Source organism: Terriglobales bacterium, from assembly GCA_035651655.1.
Classification (GTDB): Bacteria; Acidobacteriota; Terriglobia; order Terriglobales; family Acidobacteriaceae; genus DASRFG01.
In genome coordinates this window covers 23,935-46,780 of record DASRFG010000028.1, presented here as the reverse complement: position 1 = coordinate 46,780, position 22,846 = coordinate 23,935, and the positions used below count along the sequence as shown (strand labels likewise).

Below are 22,846 nucleotides of genomic sequence, written 5' to 3'. Positions count from 1 at the left end.
GAAATGGAGTTTATGCGGCGTCGGGGCGAGGGTCAATGGGCAGGAAGTGCGAGCCAGGCCATCTCAGACGGTGCGCGAAGCTGCCACCGCCACCCGTGTCCGGGGATTTAGGAATCGCCTCTCTACCAGATAAAAGAACACCCGAGCTCCGTAGTAACTCGCGACAATAGTCAGCAGAGCAAAGAGGACGGATACACCCAATGTGACCGTTACATGGGATCGCGTAAGCACCCCATACATCACCTGTTGCAGTGGACCGTGAATCAAGTAGAGGGAGTAAGAAAACACTCCTACCGCAGCCAGCCAGGCAAAGACGCCTGAAGCCGGCAGGCGCCCTGTGGACTCTTTCCTGACGCAGTAGTTCACAACCATGAAGAAGGTGAGCGCCCAAAGAGCAGGCGAAAGCTCGTGGCGATACGTCTCGCTAAGCTTGGCTAACGGTGCCACCAAGGCTGCAATCCATAATTGGGAGAGCCACCACGGCAGCTTGATAATGCCGTAGTAGGCCTCCACCGCCACCATCCCCAGGCACCACTGAATCCAAAGCACAATTGCGGAGGTGTCAATGATGTACCACCACCTTGAAGACCGCGGGACGAAAGGAAGGAATGCGAAGTGAAACGCGAAACCGCTGAACAAAACCAACGCCATCGCAACCTGAAGACCCCATCTTTTCCTCCAGGCTAAGACGAAAAAGTAGAGCAGATACAGGTACTCTTCGCGAGCCAGCGTCCAAAATGCCGCGTTCCCGCCCATTTGGTCAAGGCTCGGGATCAGACCGTGAAGCATGGTGACGTGAGCGAGAAAATCGAACACCATCCAGCGGCCACGAGGAAGCGGATAGAGGTCGAGCAATCCCGAATGTATCCCTGCCAGGTAGGCAGCAACGACGATCAACATGCTGGCGCAAAGCGCGGCGAAATAAGGGGGATAGAGGCGATGGAGTCGGCGCTTCCAGAAACTCACGAACCCCACGCTGGGCTTCTGCCCCGAAACCAGACTGCGTGCGTATTGCAGGTGAATACAGAATCCCGAAATAACAAAAAAGAGAGGAACTCCCAGGTAGCCCTGCGCGGCGAACGCTCGCAAGAAACGGTACCAGAGTGGGGTAGAACTGAAGTCAAAGTCATGCTCGAATGCGTGATGAACGACTACAAAGAGGGCGGCGCAACCGCGCAACAGATCAATAGACTTCAAACGCGACGAAACCAGCGCTCGGGGCGATTGCAGGACTGGCGCGCTTTCTACAGGCGGGGCGCCCATCGCTCAACATTAATCAGAATAGCTCGAGTTCGCAAGAAAACTCTCTGGCAGGACGGGCAGGATAACAGCGCTTATTGCAACCTGAAGCGTTCGTTCATCAGGCGTTGCAGGCGGGGCTTGTAGATGATGTCATAGGCGAACTCTTTGTCAGGGAACATAGCCAGGGCGGCCCGTTTGGTATTGGCTACCAGTTCCGAGGCCTCCTCGACAGTGAGTCCGGTATCCTGGCTGATGACCGACATCACCATGTTCATCATGATCTGGAGGCGGCGGATTTTTCGATTTTCGTCGTCGTTGCCCGGCTGATTAGTAACTTCCCCAGGTTCGTGGCTCCCCATTACTGCTCCTCACCCCTGACCTTGGTAAACATCGACAAAAAAGTTCAACCGCCCAGCACCTTGAGGGGGATTCTACTATTAATTTGATGATTTACCGCCCGACGATGTTGCGTTTTTAAGCTCGGCAACGGAATGGATGGCTAAATCAGTCAAATGAAACCGGATAGTCAACGGTCTTGCAATTACCAAAGTTTGCGGTCCAAGACCATTCGCTTCCTTAATAAGGGCAAGAGTAAGCTATGACCCGTAGTTTGCACATCCAACCCCCTGGAGGAAACATGGCGACTGCTCCCAATCAACCTAACGTAGATCCCGAGGAGGAACTGGTCAAAGTGTTCGAGAGTGAGCAGGAGGCGGAGGCGCTCATCGTCCGTGGCCTATTGGAGTCTGCCGGGATCGACGCCATCACCCAGTCCATCGATGCCGACCAGGACTTGTTCCCGATTGGTGGAGTTTCAGTCCTGGTCCGGGCAGAGCAGGCCGATGAAGCCCGAAGAGTGATTGAAGAATCACGGGCCAAAAGCGCCGCGGCGGGCGAAGACGAAGACGGTGAGTGGTTCGATTCGGGGGAGGAAGAAGAATCTAGTGAAGAGCCCTCGTCTGAACCCTGACCAGCTTCCCGTCCAAATAGAAAGTGACGGCGCCGTCGAGGTCAGTACGATAAGTCCGGACGTGAAGAGCTTCCAGGCGGGCCAATACCTCCGGGCGTGGGTGCTTGAACGAATTGTGCACTCCTACCGAAATTACGGCGAGATGCGGCTGAACGGCGTCGAGCAGTTCAGGCGTGCTGGAAGTAGTACTGCCGTTGTGCGCGATTTTTAGAACGTCGGCATGAATTTGCTGAAGTGCAATGCCGTGCTCAGCCTGCTTTTCCGCGTCCCCTTCCATCACGATTGAGGTTTGTTCCAAAGTGAATTTCATCGCTAGCGAATCATTGTTTCGTGGTTGCAAACGGGTTTCCCAGTCGGCAGGCGGTGACAGCACGGTCACCTTGGCGCCACCGAAAGTGAAGGCATCGCCGGCAGCGTGGTGGACGACTACCACTCTCTGTTCCGCCGCTTCGCGCAGCAGATCAGCCAGCGCATGAGTCATTGGGTTGGGGCCCAACCACAGCTCGCGCGGGCGAAAGTCCTTAAGCACACTGCGCATTCCACCAATGTGGTCGGCATGCCCGTGAGTGAGGGCGATGGCATCCAAATGTGCGATGCCTCGCGACCACAAGTACGGCGCCACGACGTCTTCTCCGTAATCGAACTCCGAGCCCCAATCTCCAAGGCTGCCGCCCGCGTCAACCAGGAGAGTCTTGCCGTCCGGAAATACGACGAGCGTTGAGTCGCCTTGTCCCACATCGAGTGCTGTCATCTCGATCGCCCCACGGCGGAGTTGTGGGCGCGGCGGAATGGAAGTTATCCAGATAGCGCTAGCGGTGAGAGCGGCAACACCTGCGGCCACAAGCACGCTACGGCGACGGACGAGCATCATCGCAACAGCGAACGCCAGCCCAGCGCTAATGCAGGCGGGAATGCTGGGAGTTGGCACACGCAGGTCCGCCACTTGCAGTGTTCCAAGAAAGATTACGGTGCCAGTTATGCCGTGCAAGGCGAACATGGTGATCAGTGCCGGCAACTTAGCGAGCATGAGCGAGATATATCCCAGACCCACGGACAAAACCGCAGCCGGCATCAACACTTCTGTGAGCGGCACTACCAACACATTCGCCGGCAGCGCCACCGCGGTGGCCCGATGAAAGTAGTAGGCCATCGGCAGGGCGAGGGCCAGCTGCATCAGCGCCGAAATCAGCAACACTTCGTAAGCGGCGAGAACGAATCCACCAGCGGCGGCGGGGGCGAGCGTCCCGAGTCGCCGGCCGACGAACCGCGATAGCCGACCGCCAATCATCCGCAGATCCAGGCGGACTTGCGCCAGTGACGGTTTGAAATTCAAGTCATAATCGGCGGAATCAAGAAACCGCAGTGCCCGCCTATAGGGCTGCGAGGTCCGCTCCAGCAACGGCAGGCCGATTCCAGCGATCGCCAGTACGGCCAGAAACGTGAGCTGAAAGCTGGGATCGAGCAGCGAACGCGGGTCAATGACCAGGACGGCAAGCGCTGCCCCGCCTATGCTATTCACCGGTGCGCGGTCACGATAAAGCAGGCGCGCGCCGAGATAGAAGGTCAGCATAAAGATGGACCGCAACACCGGCACTCCCAGATTGCACAGGTAGGCGTATCCGAAACCCAGCAGCACCGTGAGAATGGCCGCGGCGAACTCGCTTAAACGCAAGCGCCGCAGACACCAAAAGATTACAAACGCGAGAATTGCGAGGTTCATCCCGGAGACGACCAGAATGTGATAGGTGCCGGAGCGTTGGTAGTCCACGCGGGTGTCGCGATCAATAAAAAAGATTTCGCCCACCACCATGGCGTCAATCAGGGCGGCATCGAGCGGCGACCAGAGCTGGTGGACCTTTTCCAGGACGCTGCGCCGCGCACGGTTGCGCCACAGAGTAATTTGACTACCCTTGAATCCCGGCAAGACCTCAACTGTTTCCGAGTTCGCCGAACCGAGCGCCACGATTCCGCGATCCAGGAGATAGCTGCGGTAGTCGAATTCACCCGCATTGCCGAAGTTGCGGGGAGATCTTAGCTTGGCCTTCAGCCGCAGCCGTTGTCCGTAAAGGAATTGTTTCATTGTGACCGGAGGCGCGGACCTCGTCTTTTTGGGCGAGGAGAACAGACTCAGCCGGATTCCAGCAGGTAGATTGGTTGATGTTCTTTCGGAAGTAATCTGCTCGCTCTCAAGTTCGACGATCTGTCGCTGCCTTCCAAACCCCTCATCCCGAACAAATCCCTCCTGGGTGACGTGGCCGATGAGTGTCACCTCGTTTCCATCGGTGAAAGCAAGAGCAGCATCGCTGGGCGCATCCGAGCCCCGTAGCTCAATCATGAAAGCGCCGAGCAACACCAGTCCGGCCAGTCCTAATGCAGTTGCCCAAACGGGACGACGGCGAGAAAAGTAAGTTGCTCCCAGAGCGACGACCCCAATAGCGACAATCCAGAAAACCGGCGGCCGCCACAGACGAGCGCCAACCAGCGTTCCGGCAGCATATGCGAGCGCGGCATAAAACAGCGGCTGGCGTGGAAAGACTCTGTCCCTGGCCGGCAACTTCGAACGGGACGTCATAGCTTCCCGATTCTGAGTGGGTTGAGCTCGCGGAGGAAGAATGTGAACTTGAGGGATGCCGCCGAACTAGCGTACGAGGTTGAGCACAGTCTCCAAATGATACGTCTGTGGGAAGAGGTCCACCAGGTGCGCCTGTTCCACTTTGTACCCGAACTCGAGCAGTACCTTGAGGTCTCGGGCGAGCGTCGCCGGATCGCAAGAGACGTAAGTGACTCGCGGAGGTCCGAGCCGCCCCAGAGCTTGAGCCACAGTTTGCCCAAGCCCGCCTCGTGGCGGATCAACCACCACCAGATCGGCACGAATTTTCTGTTGACTGGACGTCGCATTCTTCAGATGCTGCTCGGCGGTAGCCTGCACCGCCCGGATGTTAGCCGGCGCATTGTACTGAAGGTCGGAAAACGATGTCTGTGACGACTCCACGGCTATAACGCGCTCAAAACGCCTGGCCAGTGGAACCGCAAACAGGCCGACGCCGGCGTAATAATCAATGGCTGTGTTGCCGGTGCGACCAGCGGTTACGATTTGGATGAGCTCGTCTGTCAGATAGCGATTGATTTGGAAGAAAGAACCCGGGCTGACGCGATATGCCGCGTCTCGGGTCTTGTAAAAGATTGCGCCCGGCCCAACAATGACCTCCGGCGATCGGGGAGGTATGGGCGCAGCAACCGACACAGCGACGGTCGCCATCTCTGGAATCTTCCCTGCCAGCTGCGGTGTCAGGTGGCGCGCGGCCTCGCCGGCCTCAGGGGTGTCTTCAGCGGGGTGCAACTCAATCTGCAGCTCAGAATCTTCTGCGCTGGCGAAAAACTCGATTTCGCTAATCTGATCGAAAGACACGCCCGTACGTCCGAGTTCCCAGATTTCAGCAATAGCTCGATTGATCAGCGGTGAGCTGATTGGGCATTGATCTACCGCCAAGAACACGTGCGACCACATGCGGTTATACCCGAGAGCGAAGGGACTAGGCCGCACTCGCATGCGTGTGCGATTCCGATAATTCCAGGGTGGTGAAGGGTGCACCTGCAGATCAGCCATCAACTCGAACTTCGCGATCCGAGTGAGGCTCTCTTTGAGAATCGCAGCTTTAATTTCGAGTTGGTGCTCGTAGGTTGTGTGCTGGTAGTGACATCCGCCGCAACGGTGGAAGTAAGGGCATTTCGGCTCAATGCGATGCGGCGACGGGCGCAGAACTTGATCAACGTGCGCCCGCGCGAATTCTGGCTTGTGTTGGTCAAGCCGGGCTTCGACTTGCTCACCTTCGAGAACGAAGGGGACAAATACGGCCTTCCTGCGTCCCTGGTCATCCGCTGGAAGGCGTGCCAGACCGTCGCCACCGTAGATGAGCTTTTCGATTTCCAGTTGCACAGTCCATTGTTGCACGGCGGCCTTGAGGGTCACCACGGAGGCACAGAGGGAACGATGTGAAGTAGTCACTGACTAATCCCAAGAAGCTCTCCGTGTTGAACTACAGGTAAAAAAGGCTTAGCCGCGGAAGGCCGTGCCGTTCCAGTAGCCGCTTGTGCACGTACTGGCGCTGCAGTTGATCAATCTGTGCGGCAGGCATCTTCCGCCGGTAGGGGGCTAGCTCGCGATCGGCTTCGGCGCGCAGAGCGACCAGTTCTTCGTCGGCGGAGGCAGCCAGCAGAACCGCAAACAATTTCTCTTCCATTACGGTGAGGCGCCGCTCGAGGTCTTCGAGGCGGGGCTGAGCGTTCGGTGAGTCGTATTCCCCGGCAAGCTGGCGAAGGCTATGAGCCGCCTCTCGGATCACCTCGTGTGCAGCCTTGGGCACCACGGATTTGGCTTCCGCTGACTTGGCTTCCGGCGCAGAAACTGTGGCTTCCAGATGACTTGCATTCCTCTTGAAGAACGCAGCAATCTCACTTCCGGCCAGTGTCCCCTGAGACGAATTTCCAGGCTGCGTTTCACTCCCCACCGCTGCTTCTTTCATATCTTCGGCAGCAGAAAGCACTTCTTGTGCGCAATAGGCGAGGCTGTTGATCTTGCGCGTCCGGAATGGGCGGCGCTCGTACTTATCAAAACTTTCGTCAACCCCCCGCAAGACAGCTTCGAGAGGAATACCAGCGTCTTTCCAGGTTTCAATCAACGCCCAATCGAGGGTGGAGAGCAATAGAGTTGTTCCCCGCCGGCGGCAAAAGTGCTCTTCGATTTCGGTGAAATAATTGAAGTAGTTATCCACAGCTAGCGAGCGGCGCGGCTCTTGTCGAGCGATCGCTTACCACTATTTTCGCCATCGGAGTCGTGGGCGCCTTTGCGCGACGCGGCGTTCCGCTCCCAGATGATGCGCAGCCCTTCGAGAGTGAGCAGATCATCTACCTCGCTGATGTACTTCGATCCTTTGCCGATCATGGAGGCAAGGCCACCGGTTGCGACGACCTTCGTCTCTTTGCCCATTTCCCCCAAAAGAAGTTCGAGAATGCCGTCCACCAAGCCGAGATATCCGTAGTAAAGCCCCGACTGAAGGCTGCCCACGGTGTTGGTGCCGATAATGCGCAGGGGCTTGCGGATGTCCACACGCGGCAGCCGCGCGGTGCGTTCGAATAAGGCCTCGGCTGAAATGCCGATTCCAGGCGCGATCACGCCGCCAAGGTATTCACCTTTTTTCGAGACGGCATCGAACGTTGTCGCCGTTCCGAAGTCCACCACGATGCATGGCCCGCCGTACTTCTCAAATGCCGCAACCCCGTTCACGATGCGATCGGCGCCCACTTCGGACGGGTTCTCATATTGCACGGGCATCCCCGTGCGCACGCCGGGCTCAATGAAAAGCGGCTTGGTGGAGAAGTACCGCTCGCAGACCTCGCGCAGAGTTGAGTCCATGGGCGGTACGACGGAGGAGATCACGATCCCACGGATTTCCTCCACCGCGATATTGGCCATAGCAAAAAGATTGCGGAAGAGAACACCGTACTCGTCCACAGTCTGGGTGCGATTAGTGGCCACGCGCCAGTTGGCAAGCAGGCGCGTGTATTGCGCTAAGCCCTGCTCGGGTTTCGCAAAGACGCCCAAAACCGTGTTGGTATTACCCACGTCAAGAACTAAGAGCATGTCTTACTGCCGAACCCCCGTTCCTAATCCAGCGCGCGCACGCCCCCTGAGATCACCGTCCGCATGCCGTTGGCGGTTTCAACCAGCAGGAAGCCGCGGGCGTCCAGACCTGCAGTTATGCCTTCGAATCCACCGTTCTCGTCCACCAGCACGCGTCGGCCGCGCGCGTAGGAAGAATGCAACTCGAAACGACGCAATATTGCGTCGCGTGTCTGGGCTCCGCCGCTTAGCAAGCTGCGATATTCGCGATCAAGCGATTTTAACAAACCGGCGGCGAGTTCCACCCGCGAGAACTTATGTCCAGCCTCGATGCGCAGCGAGGTGGCAACCCCATCCAGTTCCGCCGGAAAGCTGGACTGATTAATGTTGAGCCCTACTCCTAAAACCGCATAGCGAACGCGCGTGGCTTCTGCGGTCAGCTCAGTGAGTAAGCCGGCGAATTTCTTGCCATTCAGCAGCACATCGTTGGGCCAGCGCAGATCGAGATGCGGCGGTTTGAATTGCGATTTCGCCTTCTCGAGCGCGTCAGCATTCGTGCTGGCAATCACCTCTGCCACGGCCTCCCGTACCGCCAACCCCGCGGCCAGCGATAACACCAGCACATCCGCAGGAGCCAGTGCCGGACGCAGAATGACCGAACAGTAAATGCCTTGTGAACGCGCGGAGTGCCAGCCGTGATCGCCTCGACCGCGTCCGCTGGTCTGTTCTTCGGCCACGAACACGGCTCCTTCGGGCGCCCCTGCGGCAGCAGCTTCCATTGCAGCCACATTCGTAGAGCCGATGCGAAAGAAATGGTGAATTCTGTTGGCGAAGACCGTCCCCTTTATAAGTGGCGAAAGGCTGTCCGGCAGAAGCAGGTCGGGAACTTTTTGCAGGCGGTACCCCGTGGCTGGATGGCCGGCAATCTCCACTCCCGAGGCCCGCAATTGTTGTATGAGTCGCCAAACCTCTGAGCGGCTGGTACCGATTTCATCCGCGATCTTCGTCCCGCTTATGACAACAGTGGCGTGATCTGTTAGCAGGCGAACGATGCGGCACAAGTGGGCATCAGTCGGAGCGACCGCGGGCAGAGCGGCGCGCGCTTTCGAAATCGAACGCAGCCGAGCTGTGGAGGAGCGGGGGATAAGTGAATTATCAAGGAGAAGTCTGCAAAAAGCCAAAGACCAGCCGGTATCAAAGTGCACCCCTGGCGTGGCTAGGTTTGTGGGGTGCGCCAATGCCGCGCGGGTTTTCAGGGCCCAGTGACTCTCTTCGTTTCATTTCAGCGAGAAGATTGCCCGCACATGCGCGGAGATCGACACGCTTTGTGGCGTAAACTCAGCCGTTGGCGGTGGAGGTGGCGGCTGAGCGCTCGCCATACCTGCGCTCACCTCGACCGTTTCCAGCTTGCCGATTGAGTCAGCATTGAGCAATGGTCGGATTTGCTGACGCACATCCACGGTTGCACTAATAAGGGATCCGACCGTCGCTCCAGCTGCTTTCGCCGCCGATGTCGCTTCCCGAAGTGCCTTCTGCATCGCATTCTCCGCCGCGCGGGTCTTGGCTGAGTCCAGGCTGCTCAGGATGTAGTTCAGCGACTGAGAATCGGTTATATCGCCCTCTGAAAGCTGCTGCAGAATTGCGCCCACTTTCGCAAAGTCTCGCAACTTCAGCGTCACAGCGCTCTTGACCCGGTATGCCACTATTTTTCGCTTGTTCTTCTTGTATTCAATCAAAGGTTGGAAATAGAGTGAGCCGACCTCAGCGGTCGTCGAGTCTACTCCGTTACTTCTCAAGATTGTCCGGATCTGGTCCGATGTCTTAGCTACCTTCTCATAGGCGTTTCTTGCCGATTGATCCTGAGCCGAGATGTCAAATCGCATCTGGGCGACATCCGGTTCGGCCTCAACCTGCCCATCAGCCTCTACGGTTATGCTGCTCAGGACATCGGTGGGCCGAATAGCGCGATCTTGTGCTTCCGCCAGCATTGTCAACATCAGAACGCACAACAGACTCGCGACTTGCCGCATTTGCCTGCCTCCCACAAGATATGGCCAGCCGGAACAACCGATGTTCTTATACCAGAAGATCGACGCACCTTCGGTATTTTGCAGCGTATTTTTTGAGAACCGGGGCTGGGCTTGGCACAATCGGGCTACAATTTCTGTTGGTTCACCCTCGCATCGGATTAGCGGTTGTCTTCGTCGTGCTGATCGGCTGGCACTGGTTCAGCAGTCCCACCAGCTTTCATTGCTCTTTACCGCGCAATTCACAAGTGCAAATTTATCCATTGCCCCGTTCTAACCTGTAACAGCTGACAGGTTACGCGAGAAATCGCAAACTGACGCGTTACACCATCGCTCGCGTCGTTGACAAATTCACCCGTACCCCGTCTTACGTATTGACTGTGAACAGGAGAACGAATCGTGAACGGGGTACGCAGTTCCGTTGGTGTGCTTGGGTGTGTTTTGCATATCCCGGTCGTGGCGATATTGTTCACCGTCGGCCTATGTCACGTCTGCTGCGCCCAGGAGTTGTTTGAGGTGCAGAATGCAAAGCAGCAGAAGTGGCCACAAGAGGAGGCCGACCAGATTTACCTGGTGGCAACCCGAACAGTGCAGCGGGAATTCCGGCTTTCGTCGCCGGTCAGGCCACGTTTTACACTCATCCTCGGAGCCAATGAAAACGCGGCTGACTTAGCCAAAGACGAACTGAAGCTTGCGCACTGGGACAAGGCTTTCTTCGCCGAAGGCGTGGTACTAATGACCCTTGATCAGATGGTGACACCGGAAGCAAAAAAGGCCCTGGCACGCCATGCTCTGTCCGAAGCCGAAGCGAGTGTCAGCATCGCCAAGTTGCGACATAACAGGTAAGCAGGTTTAGACCGGCGCAACCCGAAGACTCATGTCCACCGAGGTGGCGGAAGTCGTAAGCGCGCCCACTGAGATGTAATCCACACCCGCCTCGGCATAGGCGCGCACGTTCTCCAGCGTGATTCCTCCGGAACATTCGAGTTGCACGCGACGCGTATGGTTTGCAACCCGCTGCACCGCCGCGCGTACGTCATCCACACTCATATTGTCGAGCAGGACGGTCTCCGCCCCGTGTTGCAATGCCTCATCGAGTTCCTTAAGCGAGCGGACCTCCACTTCCAGCGGCTGCTCGCCGCGCCGATTGTGCTGGGCACGTTCCAACGCCGGGCCGATGCCGCCCGCCAAGGCTACATGATTATGTTTGATGAGCACTCCATCGGACAGATCAAGGCGGTGATTTTCGCCACCACCGCAGCGCACGGCGTACTTGTCAAGCATCCGCAGCCCGGGAACAGTCTTTCGCGTGTCGAGGATACGGGCCTTGGTTCCCGCCACCGCGTCCACAAACTTGCGAGTAAGAGTCGCGATGCCGCTGAGCCGCTGCATAAAATTCAGGATCACCCGCTCGCAGGAGAGCACCACCCGCGCATTGTGACGAATGACGGCCACAGCCTGACCGCGGTGCAGGCGCACACCATCGAAAATCTCGGGGTGGCTCGCGACATCGGGATACGCGGTCACCGTTCCATCGAGCTTGGCGAAAACCTCAAGAATGCGGCTCACCGAGCCTATACCGGAAAGTATGCAATCCTGTTTGGCAACGATCGTCCCGGTGGCGCGCTGGTGGGGATCTATGCAGGCGTATGTGGTCGCATCGCGCGTGGCCCGGTCCTCGAGCAGCGCGTTTTCAATGATCGCGGTGAGTCGTCGGCTTTGCCAGTCCAAGGCAGTACTCAGTATTCACTACTCAGAGTGCAGCCTGCGGCTTCGCTTGACTGGCTACTGAGTACTGGATACTGAGTACTGGTTATCTCAGTTCTTCCAGCGCCCCGCGAGTTTTTTGCAGTAAAACCTGCAATTCCTGCTCCCGCTTGCGGATTCCTTCCACTACATGGGCGGGGGCTTTGGCCAGGAACTGCTTGTTTCCGAGCTGGCGGCGGGCGTTCCCGATCTCCTGCTCCATGCGCGCGAGTTCTTTCTGCAGGCGGTCGCGTTCGAGCGAGGCATCTACCTTCCGTTCGTACACTACCCGGACTTCGAAGCTGGGAGTGGTCCGCGCTCCCGGCAGTTTCGCCAGTGATGATTCGGAAAACTTGATCCCATCCACCATTGCCAGCCGTTCTAGAGCACCACGATTCTGCTGCATCAACTTATGCAGTTTCTGGTCGGCGTGGACTTCGACAGCAGCGCGCTGCTTGGTCTCAATCTTGAGTTCGTGGCGGATGTTGCGGATGCTCTCGATCAGGCTCTGCAGAATGGCCATCTCGGCCTCAGCAGCGGAGTTGATCTGCTCTTTCGAGGCCTGCGGGAACGACGCTAACGCGATGGACTTGAGCGCAGGCTTGCCGTCATAGATCGCCTGCCAGATCTCCTCCGTAATGAACGGCATAAACGGATGCAGCAGCCGCAGCGCGCCCTCGAACACTCCGACAACGTTGTTAAAGGCGATACGGGCGCCTTCACGATCGTCGACGTTCTCCGGCGCAAGCCGCGGCTTCATTAACTCGATATACCAATCGCAGAAGTCCCCCCAGAAAAATTCGTAAACCCGGTTCGCGGACTCGTCAAAACGGTAGCCCTTAAGATCGGAGTCCAGCTCTTCCGCCACGCGGTTGAAGCGCGAGATGATCCAGCGGTCTTCGAGTGCGGCAGCTTGGAAAGTTCCTATTCCGCGGCCCTTGGCTGCCGATCCACCCTCTTGAAATTCTTCCAGCGACCACACACCCGCCTGCTGCGCGCGATCCACATTCATAAAGATGAACCGCGCGGCATTCCAAATTTTGTTGGCGAAGGCGCGGTAGCCTTCCGTGCGCTTCTCGTTGAAAGCAATATCCGTTCCCGGCGATGCCATGGAAGCCAGCGTGAATCGTGTGGCGTCGGTGCCGTACTTCTCGATGACCTCGATGGGATCAAGCACGTTGCCCTTGGTCTTCGACATCTTCTGCCGCTCGGCATCTCGCACCAACGCATGGACGTACACTTCGCGGAAGGGAACACTGTCGTCTTTGCGGTCGGCCCAGCCGCTCAGTTGCTTGACCGCCGCATCCTGGTGATGGCCGGCCATAAAGTGGCAGCCAAACATGATCATGCGCGCCACCCAGAAAAAAATAATGTCGGTGCCGGTGATCAGCAGCGACGTGGGATAAAAAACTTCCTGGTCGCGCGTCTTCTCCGGCCATCCTAAGGTCGTAAACGGCAGCAGTCCGGAGGAGAACCAGGTATCGAGCACGTCCGGGTCCTGCTCAAACTGTGTTGCATTGCACTTCGGGCAGCGCGTCGGCTCCTCGCGTGCCACCACAATTTCCTCACAGCCCACGCAATGCCACGCCGGAATGCGATGCCCCCACCAGAGCTGGCGCGAGATGCACCAGTCGCGGATGTTATTCATCCAGTTCAAATAAGTCCGGGTGTGGTTCTCGGGCGTAATGCGCACCTCGCCCTTTTCCACCACTTCGGTCGCCTTACGCGCCAGCGGCTCGATCTTCACGAACCATTGCGTGGAAAGCCGCGGCTCCACGATGGTGCGGCAGCGGTCACACTTGCCGAGCGGCACAACGTAATCTTTTTCGCCGACGAGAAGCCCCTGATGGCGCAGATCGTGGATCACGCGCTCGCGCGCTTCAAAGCGATCAAGCCCCGCGTAGTCGCCGGCGTTGGCGTTCATCCGACCGGTCTCGTCTATCACCTCGATCTGCGGCAGTTTGTGGCGCAGTCCCGCCTGGAAGTCGTTGGGATCGTGCGCCGGCGTGACCTTCACTGCGCCCGTGCCAAACTCAGGATTCGCCAGCTCGTCAGTGATGATGGGAATCTCGCGCTTCATCAACGGCAGCAGCACTTTTTTTCCATGCAGGTGCTGGTAGCGCTCGTCCGCCGCGTTCACCGCAACCGCGGTATCGCCCAGCATGGTCTCCGGCCGGGTGGTAGCCACCACGATCGATTCGCTGCTGCCCATCACCGGATAGCGAATCTCATACAGCTTGGCAGGAACGTCATCGTGTACCACTTCCAGGTCGGAAATCGCCGTCCCGCAACGCGGACACCAGTTGACGATGTACTTGCCGCGATAGATCAGGCCTTCTTCATACAGCCGGACAAACACCTCGCGCACCGCCCGCGACAGGTTTTCATCCATGGTGAAGTATTCGCGGTCCCACTCAACCGAGTCGCCGAGGCGCTTCATCTGGTCGAGGATGGCGCTGCCGTACTCGGCCCGCCACTTCCATACCTGTTTCAGAAACGCATCGCGGCCCATCTCGCGGCGGCTCTTGCCTTCTTTCGCCAGTTGGCGTTCCACCATCATTTGCGTGGCAATGCCGGCATGGTCGGTGCCCGGCAGCCAGAGCGTCAGAAACCCACGCATGCGGTGCCAGCGCGCGATGATGTCCATCTGCGTGTGGTTGAGCATGTGGCCCATGTGCAGACGGCCGGTGACGTTCGGCGGCGGCAGGAGCATGGCAAACACCGGACGCCGCGCTTCCGGCGATCCCGGCTGCGGCGTGGCCACCGAAAAAAGTTTTTCGCGCACCCAGTAGTCGGCCCAGCGCTTCTCTACAGCGCTCGGGTCGTAGGCTTTAGGCAAATCATGCGCCTTGGGTGACTCGCTAGCCATATTGTTCAGGGCTGGTCCCTAACCGCACACCGGGAACCACCATGGAGGGTAAAGATTGATATTACAGGCGGGGAAAAAAGGGGGTCAAACGGGGGGGATAGGAGATAGGGCCCTCTGAAAGTGCACCCCCCGGTACCCACTAGCTCCTGTTTTGTTTAGGCTTGTTGCCACGGCCCACGGTGATTCTAAATTTCAGCTGTGTTAGCCTCGTTTCCGCCGATAACACTGTTATAAAGAGTTCCCCAGGGGTATCGGGCGGCAAATCATCCAATATGAATCTCAACGTCCGTGTGCTCCCGGATTCGCGCCAAACCGGAGTGTTGTCTTCAGTCAGCCTACCTGAAAGGGGTTGGGGCTGAGTGTCGTGCGGCTCCGTTCCTTTCGAGAATGCAAACTTGAAGCGCAAATCTTTCGAGAACTCAGGCCAGACGCCTGTTCGGAGGGTTCCGAAACCATGCCCGCAATTGGGACTTAAACCCATATAAACTTCAACATCATCCTTGCCCAGCGTTTGCGAAGCTTGATCCTTGGGCTTCCTGCTAATGCCCACAAACAAATTGACACATTGGTGGTCATGCTTAATAGTCGTGGAAGTAGCGGCAAGCCCGTTCGATGCACTACCGTGACTTTGGGCGACGCAGACCTCAGCAGTTATAAGGAGGATGCCGACTGTCAGATGCGTCATCAGGGGTATCTTCTCCTTAGTGTACAGGAAAAAGATTCAAGAGGCGCCCGTTCAGGATGACCATCTGGTTTTGAAGTGCTGAAAGGTACGGCGCCTCGCTGGCGACTGACGGGAATGTCTCTATCGCCCATTTCATAGCTGAAGCCGGATCTCCTTTTATTCGCTGCCCGCCAAGGGTGTCACTGACATGTCTGAATTTACTTCGATTCACTTCGTTTTTTGGTTCGCCTGTGCACTCTCTTCTGCTGTGATTTGCTCCTGGCTGTTTTACCTCATGAGAGTAGAAGTTAATGCAAAACTGACGGAGCAGGAACAGATAGGTCCTTTGTTTGGGTATCCGGGGCTGCTAACAAGAGTTGAGAGACTACACCGACAGTTTTACCCTAAGAGTCGGCTACGTATGGTCTTGAACACGTTCATAGTTCTAGGTCTGGCGTAGAGAGCCAGAGCCGAAACTGAGGGTCACCGGTAAACGCCTGGAAGCCCCGGCTCCGCCACTTCTCGCTGACCGCGCCAATAACGCTTTTGTAAAGCCAGATCAGCAGTACATGCTCACCGGAATCAACTTTCCCACGCTCGGATGTTGGGAGATCACCGGGCAATACGAAGAGGACGATCTTCACCTTTGTCGTTTGGATTGCAAAGTAGCTCAGCGCTGCCGGTTACTGGCGAGAAACCCTCTTCTCACCAGCTTATTGGGGGCAATTTTGGCTCATTTTTGCCACTAAAATGCTGAGTTTACTGAAAACTCTCATAATTTGGCGAAAACGTCGAGGATCCGGGGGCCCATCTTTCACATTTTCAAAATATAGTTCTTTAGCTTAAAGCGGACATCTCGGCAAAATTCGCGCCGTTCGGCAGAAACGGTTCGCAGCGTTCGGAAACCCTTCTTGTTGCGCAGGGCATCGCAAAAAACGTGTTGAGATTGCGATTATGTTGAGTTTTTTCTTCATGGCCCGACCGTTCAGTCCCTGAAAAACATTCCTCAGGGTGTATGCGGGCCCGGAGACTATGACGTTCGTCCGAACCGCGTCAAATGCGGGTCCAAACAGCGAGGTTCGGAACGGAGAGATGAACGAACTATGCGAGGGAGAGGCCTTACAATCAGATCTTTGGTTTGACAGGAGAGACAGGTGCGCTGGATTTTGATTGCATTGACCATACAAACCTCGCTTGCCCATGCGCAGTCGTTCGAAACCACTGTTGCCCCACTAGCGAGCGAGACGCTCGCAGTGCCCTGTCACTATGACCTTACCTTGCCTGCTGGGCAGCGTGCAGTTCGAGCCGTTTGGGTGACCTTCGACCGAGGAGAGGACATTATGAAGTTTTATTCCGATCCCGATGTGGTCGCATTTGCGCGGCGAAACGATCTCGCACTGATGATGCCGCACCAGTGCCCTGCAAAGAGTGCCCCTGGCGGACCGAAAGAGATGGACATGGACCCGTCGCATGGTGTTGGGCGCGCCCTCTTTACAGCTCTGGACCAGTTCTCCCATCAGTCTGGCCATGCCGAACTATCTTCAGCGAAGCTGATCCTGCTCGGCTTCTCAGGAACGGGGGCTCTGTTTGCTCACTTCGTCGGTTACGCGCCGGATCGTGTTGTGGCATCTATTCCCGCCGATCCCGGTCATTACGATCCGGTTGGAATTGACAACGTACACCTTTCCCTTGATGCCATCTCCGTTCCTGAACTGATTATGACGGGAGGTGCGGACAAGATTTCCGGCACTCAACGCCCCTACAACTACTTCCGTCAGTATCGAGACCGTGGTGCTCCTTGGGCATTCCTCGTTCAGAATAAGACGCCACACTGCTGCATCATCAATGTGAAATCTCTGATACTCGCGTGGCTTGACCAGATCATCAAACTGCGCCACCCGTCCCCAACGAAGCCGTTGCGCAAGATCGACGATAGCCGCGGCTGGGTAGGATACATTCGCACGTGCCCGTCGGAGGTGTACGACGACTGGGGTACACCGACTTGGGATGCGTGTGACGCCAGTATTCAGCGGGTCGGGCGTGCTGCTCCGGCAGACATGATTCCGTCTGGCTGGCTTCCGTCGCATCAACTTGCGACCGAGTGGCTTGCACTTGTCAAAGAGTCGACGCACCCAACGACTTCGCTACCCTAAAACAGCCCTTCTCACCACTAGCACAGCTTAAAATGCCTACGGGATGAAGCAGGGTTTTGGGGACTCTCCCTCGCATAGGTTCGTTCATCTTTCCGTTCCGAACTTCGCTGTTTGGACCCTCACTTGACGCGGCTCGGACGCATGCCATAGCGCTCTCACCCTTATGAATACAGGGGAATATGCGAAGGCAGAAGTGGAAGTGTGTACACGTGTGCAGCACACCTCCCGTTCCGCCATCGCACATTCCTCAGGGGGTATGCGGGCCCGGAGACTATGACGTTCGTCCGGACCGCGTCAAGTGCAGCTCTGGCGTGAACTAGTCTAAGTCGGCAAACGCACTCGGTTTGGAATAAAGGTCAGACGGGGATTTCTCAACGGTTAGGTATCTTGCAGTAAGTTGCGAGGGTTAGCGGATTCTAAAAAACTTGCAATTTTAGCAGCTATTCGACCTTGCAGAAGAAGTCGGCAACTTCCTGGAGCGATGCTTTTGACGAGTTCTGCTGCCACCATCTGCGCCAGCGGTTTTGGAGTTCCGAGAGGGACAATGCACTCTCGGAGGTATCAGCCGGCCGACCGGTCAATTGCTGCAGGCTAGTCAATACTCGGTCGCGTACCGCTGCGTCTTTGTCGGCAAGTGCTCCGATCAGTACTTCGACTGCGCTGCGGCTCACCGCAAAGCGCAGACCGTACGCCGCATTTTTCCGCGTCACAGGATTAGAACTGAACAGAAACCGCTGCAACTCGGATGCCGCTGTGTCCCGGCTCAGTTGCGCCACTGCGATCATCGCGGCTAATTGGACATTGGGCTCGCTCTCCTCGGTGTGAGAGGCAATAAGTGGCAGATAACTGGTATCGCCTGACTCCCCTAAAGCCTGAATGGCGCTTTCACGGGCGGTGAGCTCATCCGGGCTGTTAGGCTGGCGGTTCTCAATTATCTCCGCTAGTGCGGCCCGGCCATCGGGAGTGTTCATTCGCCTAAGGGCGCCAATCGCGTGCAAGACATTAAAGGCGTCCTTGTCCCGCGCAAGCCGCAGAATCGTATCGTAGAAGTAGGGTGAAGATACCGACGACATAACGTCCAGGGCGCGGTGGTGGACGTCAGGATCGTTACTTTGCAGCTCCCGCTCGAACTTCTGCAATACCTCCTGCATGCGCTGGTCGTCAGCTGCTACGACTTGAATGTCGAACTTAGAGGAGAAATTGTAGTCAAGTGCTTGGCCAGAAATTACCGTTTTGCCTCGGTAGCTGATGGTCACATGATAGAGGCCTAATTTCCTGATGGTGTACCACATCTCTAGCGGCCAACCCACCGAATAAGATTCGCCCGACTGGAGGTTGATGAAATCTCGGCCGCACTGTGCGTTCCACGATGTTGAGCAGCTGCCCGAACCCTCACGTTGTACGAGGAAGTCATATTCGTCTACACAGTTCGCAGGATTATTTGGGCCAAGTCCAACTGCGCCCTTTCCCGTATTTTTCACTTCCATATTGAAGAACAGAGGCTCGCCCAACATATAGCTGTCCTTTTCAGGATAGAAGCGGCCTTGCGGTTGTTGGCCTGCGGTTAGTTGAGCGCAGAGAAGCACGAACGTAATTAGAGAAGCTCGGTGCATGCAAAACCTTACCAATGGAATGTGTCAGGCAGAGCGGGCACATGAGAATGAGCAGGTATGTTGCGGGGAATAATGCTCGCGCCGTGTAGATCATAGCACCGGGTGTCAGCTTCGGTTATCGTGGTTATCAGTAGTGCGATCATCATTTGTTTAGCTGTAGAATCAATCACTTACGGGTATAAACCTCCAATGCGACTGAGGAGCAGCGGCGGCCGATTTACGTGCCGACAGCCGAAGCGATGCGAACAACTTCTTGTGGGCGGCAGGTCTAGCTGCGCTCGGAACTGGTCTCCTTCCGGTGCGGCTGGGCATTCTGGTCAGTATCGGTACGGTTAACCTGAGACTTTATGGCGGGGCCACTGGGTCCTCTTTATCCTATAGCGGTTTACGTCGCGGCCACTGAGAAACTACCCTAAATGTATTCAGCTCCGGCTAAATCTGCCCGTGAAATTTGATTTACTCGTTAAAAAGGGACCGCTTTTATCGGGCCCGTCGATTTCGCGAGGAAAATCCCATTCTTAAAAAGAATTCCTCTAGCGAACGTCGCGATAGATAAGCGACTAGCGTTGCCAAACAGCTGCCAAGCAGAAAACGAATCAGCATAACTCTAGTTGAACCGAGCGAGGATAAGATTGGCCACAAGCGAGAAAAGAGCAGTTCGGTCACTCTGAACATCAGCACATGTATGAGATACAGACCATAGCTTACGTACCCTAGTAGCTTAAGTATCGGCCGGTCCACCAGAAATTTCCATCGACTGGTCCCGAGCAGCAATACTCCAGCCAAGAATCCTGCAGATGCCACATTGCAGGCTGAAATCTGAAGCGCGGCGCTCGCGGCTGGGTAAGCCTGAACCCTGGCAAATGTGATTAAACCCAGCACCAAAGAGCAGAGGCTAAACCATTCCAGCTGCGAACGGCGAAACCATGACCGCCGACACCATAGGGCTAGCATTGCACCGAACGCCAGCCCATCCAAGTTAAACCAGGTATAAAGTGAATTTAGGCTCTCTCCGTAAACAACAAACCTTATTAGACGCGCAATGGGACTCGTAAAGCACACGACTGCGAGTAGAACAACTAGTGAACGATGGGGGAACTTCCGAACCGCAGCTGGCCAGAACATATAGAAATGCTCTTCAACTGCCAGCGACCACAATGGGCCATATTGCATTGGAATCCCAAGTAGCGGAGCACCGTTGGCGAAAAACAGCATTGCAGCTCCCATAAATCGTAAGGAGATCCAACCAGCCAAGTAAAGCACCGTCAAAGCCGCGTAAAGAGCTGGAAGGATGCGTAGTGCACGGCGGATGTAGAAACGCGAGAAATAATCCGACCGCTCTCGGTTTTCAACCAAAATGCCGGTGATAAGAAATCCCGAAAGCACAAAAAACAGATTGACACCTGTCCACCCATACTGAGCAATAAATAACAATGTCGCTCCGAGATGTGAGATCTCTCCGCCGATCTGCGGTGCAATGCCATGGTAAAAAAGCACTAGCAGGACGGCGAGGCCTCGAACCGTGTCAAGTTCCGGCATGTACGCCCGCAAAATAGAATTGCTGGGTGCTGTTTTTTGTCCGATGGAGGCTTCCCCGCGATCCTCGAGCAGCTCGTGCACCGACCATACTTAGCATAAGACCTCAATTAATGAGACGATTATGTTCGCCCACAAGAAGATAAAAGGCCTTTCCCATTTCCGCTCATTGCATAGAGGCCGCTGGTATATGCAGTGCAGCTCCCTCCATCGGGTCCAAGTGATTTTGTCTTCTGGATGAATAGGTTACGTTCCGCAGAGTTTGCGAAATCGGGACTAGACTTTACCAGCTTTTTGTACCAGTTTCGTGAGCGGCTCCTGGTTTTTCGGACGGGGGTCTTCGGCGACCTGCGCGCGCATCAATTAGCTGGCACTTATGAGATTAGGAAAATCCCCAAGGCCAGGGGTTATATAACGATAAAAGGGCGGATCCGGGGATCCGCCCTCATTCCTGGGGAGTGAGTGTCTACTAAGCTGCCTTTGCTTCCAGATTGATGTGCTCGGCTAGACCGTTCAGCAACTTGTCCGCTTGTTTCTCTTCATCCAGCGTTTGCTGCAACAGTTGGGCCCAGTCTCTATGCCCCAACAAGCTGGCATAAGTACGTACTGTGCCATAGGAAGCTATTTCGTAGTGCTCCACTTTTTGCGCGCCGGCAATCATTCCAGCGTCCCGCACTTCCGCATCGGAATCGCTTTTCACCATCTCTTCGCCTTCCTTGATGATGCCCTCCATGCCTTTACATTTCTTGTCTTCGCGATCCACGTCGCGCAGTTGATCGAAAATCTGGTCCAGGCGTCTTACCTGTCCACGGGTCTGCTCCAGGTGTTCGTTGAGTGCATTCCGCAACTCTGGCGACGAGGCCTTCTCCACCATCTTGGGTAGGGCCTTGATGATCATGTTTTCTGCCGAATACAGGTCCTGCAGCTCCTGAATAAACAGCTCGCGTAAGGACTCTAGTTTCATAGTCATGCTCCTTTTTTGTTGATCTGTGCAGTATGGTGACGAGGAAAATTTTCGACCGCGTTATTTAGGACTTAAGAAGTAGACCGTAGGGCTGAGGTTGTCCTTGCAGAGCTGGATTGCGGAGCACCCGGCGGGTTTAAATCCGAATTGAAAGCGGCTGTCCGGAACGGCTGCTACTTGCCATGAAATAAGAACACAATCTCAATCATCAGAATGATCACCACCAGCAGCTCCAGAAAGAAGGCGCGGCTCTGGTGAAACTGGTCAACCATGAAGCGGTACAAGTCTTCGGCGGTGCGGATTTTTTGGTTTACCAGGTTCTTGTAGTCAATCACACCCACCTTGGCGGCAGCCAGTCGGTAAAGGCGGGCGGAGAACATGTCGCTGAGAAATTTAATGGCGTTGTCAGCGCGCTCGGAAAGCTCGGTCACATCGAGCAGCACGGTATGCAACCGGGTAGCTTCGCGGGCCAGGCGCCAGCGCGCGAGCAAGCCTGTGCCACGATCCAGCGAACGATACACACCCTCCAGTTCGCGGGTGAGCAATTCATCGTAGTGGCGGAACTCGAGCAATTGTGAGTTGGCATACTCCAACAGTTCGGTGGCGGTCTGCGACCCGGAAGCACTGTCATAAACGAAGGCAGCATTCCAGCCGATCACCACCAGATCGTTTGGATAATAGGAAATACTGGATTGCAATACTTCGTTGCTCTCAGTCTCAGAGAGCTTTCCGGTTTCACCACGCACAACTTGCGCAATCTCCTCGCCGTGGCGTGAGAGCAACTCTGCCGCCGTAGGATCGCCCTCGATTTCGCGCATCTGGAATATAAAATAGTCCTCGTTCAGCCACGGCTCGGGGTAAGGCTTGACCAGGGCCGGCGCCGCGCGCTTCAACCGCTCGCGCACGATGGCACGGGCGTGCTGCTCGAACTCAGCGTCCCACATCCATTGGCTCGCTCTTTGGACCAGGGTCCGCCAGTCGCCCGCAAACGGCAATTCAAACACAATGCTGACCACGCCGTAGTCGTAATACTTAATCTGTCCATCTAGACGCTCGCCGCCCAAGGTGCTGGTCTCAAGAGCCTCGACCACCGGCGGACGAGCGAAACGGACATACTCCGGTGCTGCACTTTTGAAGGTTGGAGCCACCGTCCGCGCGCCGAAAATCCGCCGCAACTCCTCCAGCCGGATCTCCTCGCAGACGTCATAGAGGATAAGCACCAGAACCGACCCGCGAAGGGCAACAGGCGAGGCAACGGCTTCCTGGGGTCGGGTTAGAACTTGCTCCGCCATGGCTTAAGCTTAGTAGATGGGGGGCGGTAGCACAAGGATCGAACGACCCTCCACCCTTGCTAAGCTACTAAATTACAAGGAGTTAATTTATATTGTGTGATGTCGCTTGGCGCGTCGCCGAGCGACAGAACAGCCCTTTCAGGAGAGTTC

17 protein-coding genes are annotated in these 22,846 nt (G+C 56.2%); 3 read left to right on the top strand and 14 right to left on the bottom strand.

Annotated elements, in window-relative coordinates:
• Nucleotides 1-63: 63 nt before the first annotated feature.
• A complete protein-coding gene (locus tag VFA76_13920) occupies nt 64-1,263 on the bottom strand; it encodes an acyltransferase (protein HZR32938.1) in 1,200 nt (399 codons plus the stop codon).
• 71 nt (nt 1,264-1,334) lie between these two features.
• Nucleotides 1,335-1,601, bottom strand: coding sequence for a hypothetical protein (locus tag VFA76_13915; protein ID HZR32937.1), 267 nt, complete (start codon nt 1,599-1,601; stop codon nt 1,335-1,337).
• A 278-nt stretch (nt 1,602-1,879) separates the two neighbouring features.
• Here VFA76_13915 and VFA76_13910 point away from each other — a divergent pair, with 278 nt between their 5' ends.
• Nucleotides 1,880-2,212 (top strand): DUF2007 domain-containing protein, encoded by a 333-nt coding sequence (locus VFA76_13910; GenBank protein HZR32936.1) that lies wholly within the window; start codon nt 1,880-1,882, stop codon nt 2,210-2,212.
• Here VFA76_13910 and VFA76_13905 read toward each other — a convergent pair.
• From VFA76_13905 to VFA76_13880, 6 genes are all read right to left on the bottom strand, one after another.
• Nucleotides 2,184-4,784, bottom strand: a complete 2,601-nt coding sequence (locus VFA76_13905; protein ID HZR32935.1) for a ComEC/Rec2 family competence protein — start codon at nt 4,782-4,784, stop codon at nt 2,184-2,186. The two genes, VFA76_13910 and VFA76_13905, sit on opposite strands and share 29 nt — an antisense overlap.
• A 66-nt stretch (nt 4,785-4,850) precedes the next feature.
• The gene (rlmD, locus tag VFA76_13900) at nt 4,851-6,218 is read right to left on the bottom strand and encodes a 23S rRNA (uracil(1939)-C(5))-methyltransferase RlmD (GenBank protein HZR32934.1); all 1,368 of its coding nucleotides are present in this window, start codon (nt 6,216-6,218) and stop codon (nt 4,851-4,853) included.
• 31 nt (nt 6,219-6,249) lie between these two features.
• Nucleotides 6,250-6,984, bottom strand: coding sequence for a hypothetical protein (locus VFA76_13895; GenBank protein HZR32933.1), 735 nt, complete (start codon nt 6,982-6,984; stop codon nt 6,250-6,252).
• 2 nt (nt 6,985-6,986) lie between these two features.
• Nucleotides 6,987-7,853: a type III pantothenate kinase gene (locus tag VFA76_13890; GenBank protein HZR32932.1), complete on the bottom strand. Its 867-nt coding sequence runs from the start codon at nt 7,851-7,853 to the stop codon at nt 6,987-6,989.
• 23 nt (nt 7,854-7,876) lie between these two features.
• Nucleotides 7,877-8,893, bottom strand: a complete 1,017-nt coding sequence (locus VFA76_13885; GenBank protein ID HZR32931.1) for a biotin--[acetyl-CoA-carboxylase] ligase — start codon at nt 8,891-8,893, stop codon at nt 7,877-7,879.
• Nucleotides 8,894-9,109: 216 nt separating this feature from the next.
• Nucleotides 9,110-9,862, bottom strand: coding sequence for an SIMPL domain-containing protein (locus tag VFA76_13880; protein HZR32930.1), 753 nt, complete (start codon nt 9,860-9,862; stop codon nt 9,110-9,112).
• Between the two features lie 396 nt (nt 9,863-10,258).
• On the opposite strand from VFA76_13880, the gene VFA76_13875 reads away from it, so the two are divergent.
• Complete coding sequence (locus VFA76_13875) at nt 10,259-10,705, top strand: hypothetical protein (protein ID HZR32929.1); 447 nt, start codon at nt 10,259-10,261, stop codon at nt 10,703-10,705.
• 6 nt (nt 10,706-10,711) lie between these two features.
• Here the strand turns inward: VFA76_13875 and nadC are convergent, their stop codons facing one another.
• Together nadC and VFA76_13865 are read right to left on the bottom strand one after the other, a co-directional pair.
• Nucleotides 10,712-11,590 carry a carboxylating nicotinate-nucleotide diphosphorylase gene (nadC, locus tag VFA76_13870; GenBank protein ID HZR32928.1) on the bottom strand — a complete coding sequence of 293 codons (879 nt, stop codon included), beginning with the start codon at nt 11,588-11,590 and terminating at the stop codon, nt 10,712-10,714.
• An 82-nt stretch (nt 11,591-11,672) separates the two neighbouring features.
• Nucleotides 11,673-14,474, bottom strand: a complete 2,802-nt coding sequence (locus VFA76_13865) for a valine--tRNA ligase (protein HZR32927.1) — start codon at nt 14,472-14,474, stop codon at nt 11,673-11,675.
• Nucleotides 14,475-16,292: 1,818 nt separating this feature from the next.
• On the opposite strand from VFA76_13865, the gene VFA76_13860 reads away from it, so the two are divergent.
• The gene (locus VFA76_13860; GenBank protein ID HZR32926.1) at nt 16,293-17,291 is read left to right on the top strand and encodes a hypothetical protein; all 999 of its coding nucleotides are present in this window, start codon (nt 16,293-16,295) and stop codon (nt 17,289-17,291) included.
• Between the two features lie 440 nt (nt 17,292-17,731).
• On the opposite strand, the gene VFA76_13855 is transcribed toward VFA76_13860, so the two are convergent.
• The 4 genes from VFA76_13855 to VFA76_13840 all read right to left on the bottom strand — a co-directional run bounded on the left by VFA76_13855 (nt 17,732) and on the right by VFA76_13840 (nt 22,696).
• Nucleotides 17,732-18,904, bottom strand: a complete 1,173-nt coding sequence (locus VFA76_13855) for a HEAT repeat domain-containing protein (GenBank protein HZR32925.1) — start codon at nt 18,902-18,904, stop codon at nt 17,732-17,734.
• A gap of 480 nt (nt 18,905-19,384) precedes the next feature.
• The gene (locus VFA76_13850; GenBank protein ID HZR32924.1) at nt 19,385-20,524 is read right to left on the bottom strand and encodes an acyltransferase; all 1,140 of its coding nucleotides are present in this window, start codon (nt 20,522-20,524) and stop codon (nt 19,385-19,387) included.
• Between the two features lie 385 nt (nt 20,525-20,909).
• Complete coding sequence (locus VFA76_13845; protein ID HZR32923.1) at nt 20,910-21,404, bottom strand: ferritin-like domain-containing protein; 495 nt, start codon at nt 21,402-21,404, stop codon at nt 20,910-20,912.
• Between the two features lie 173 nt (nt 21,405-21,577).
• Entirely contained in the window at nt 21,578-22,696 is a 1,119-nt protein-coding gene (locus VFA76_13840; GenBank protein HZR32922.1) for a hypothetical protein, read from the bottom strand.
• Nucleotides 22,697-22,846: the final 150 nt, after the last annotated feature.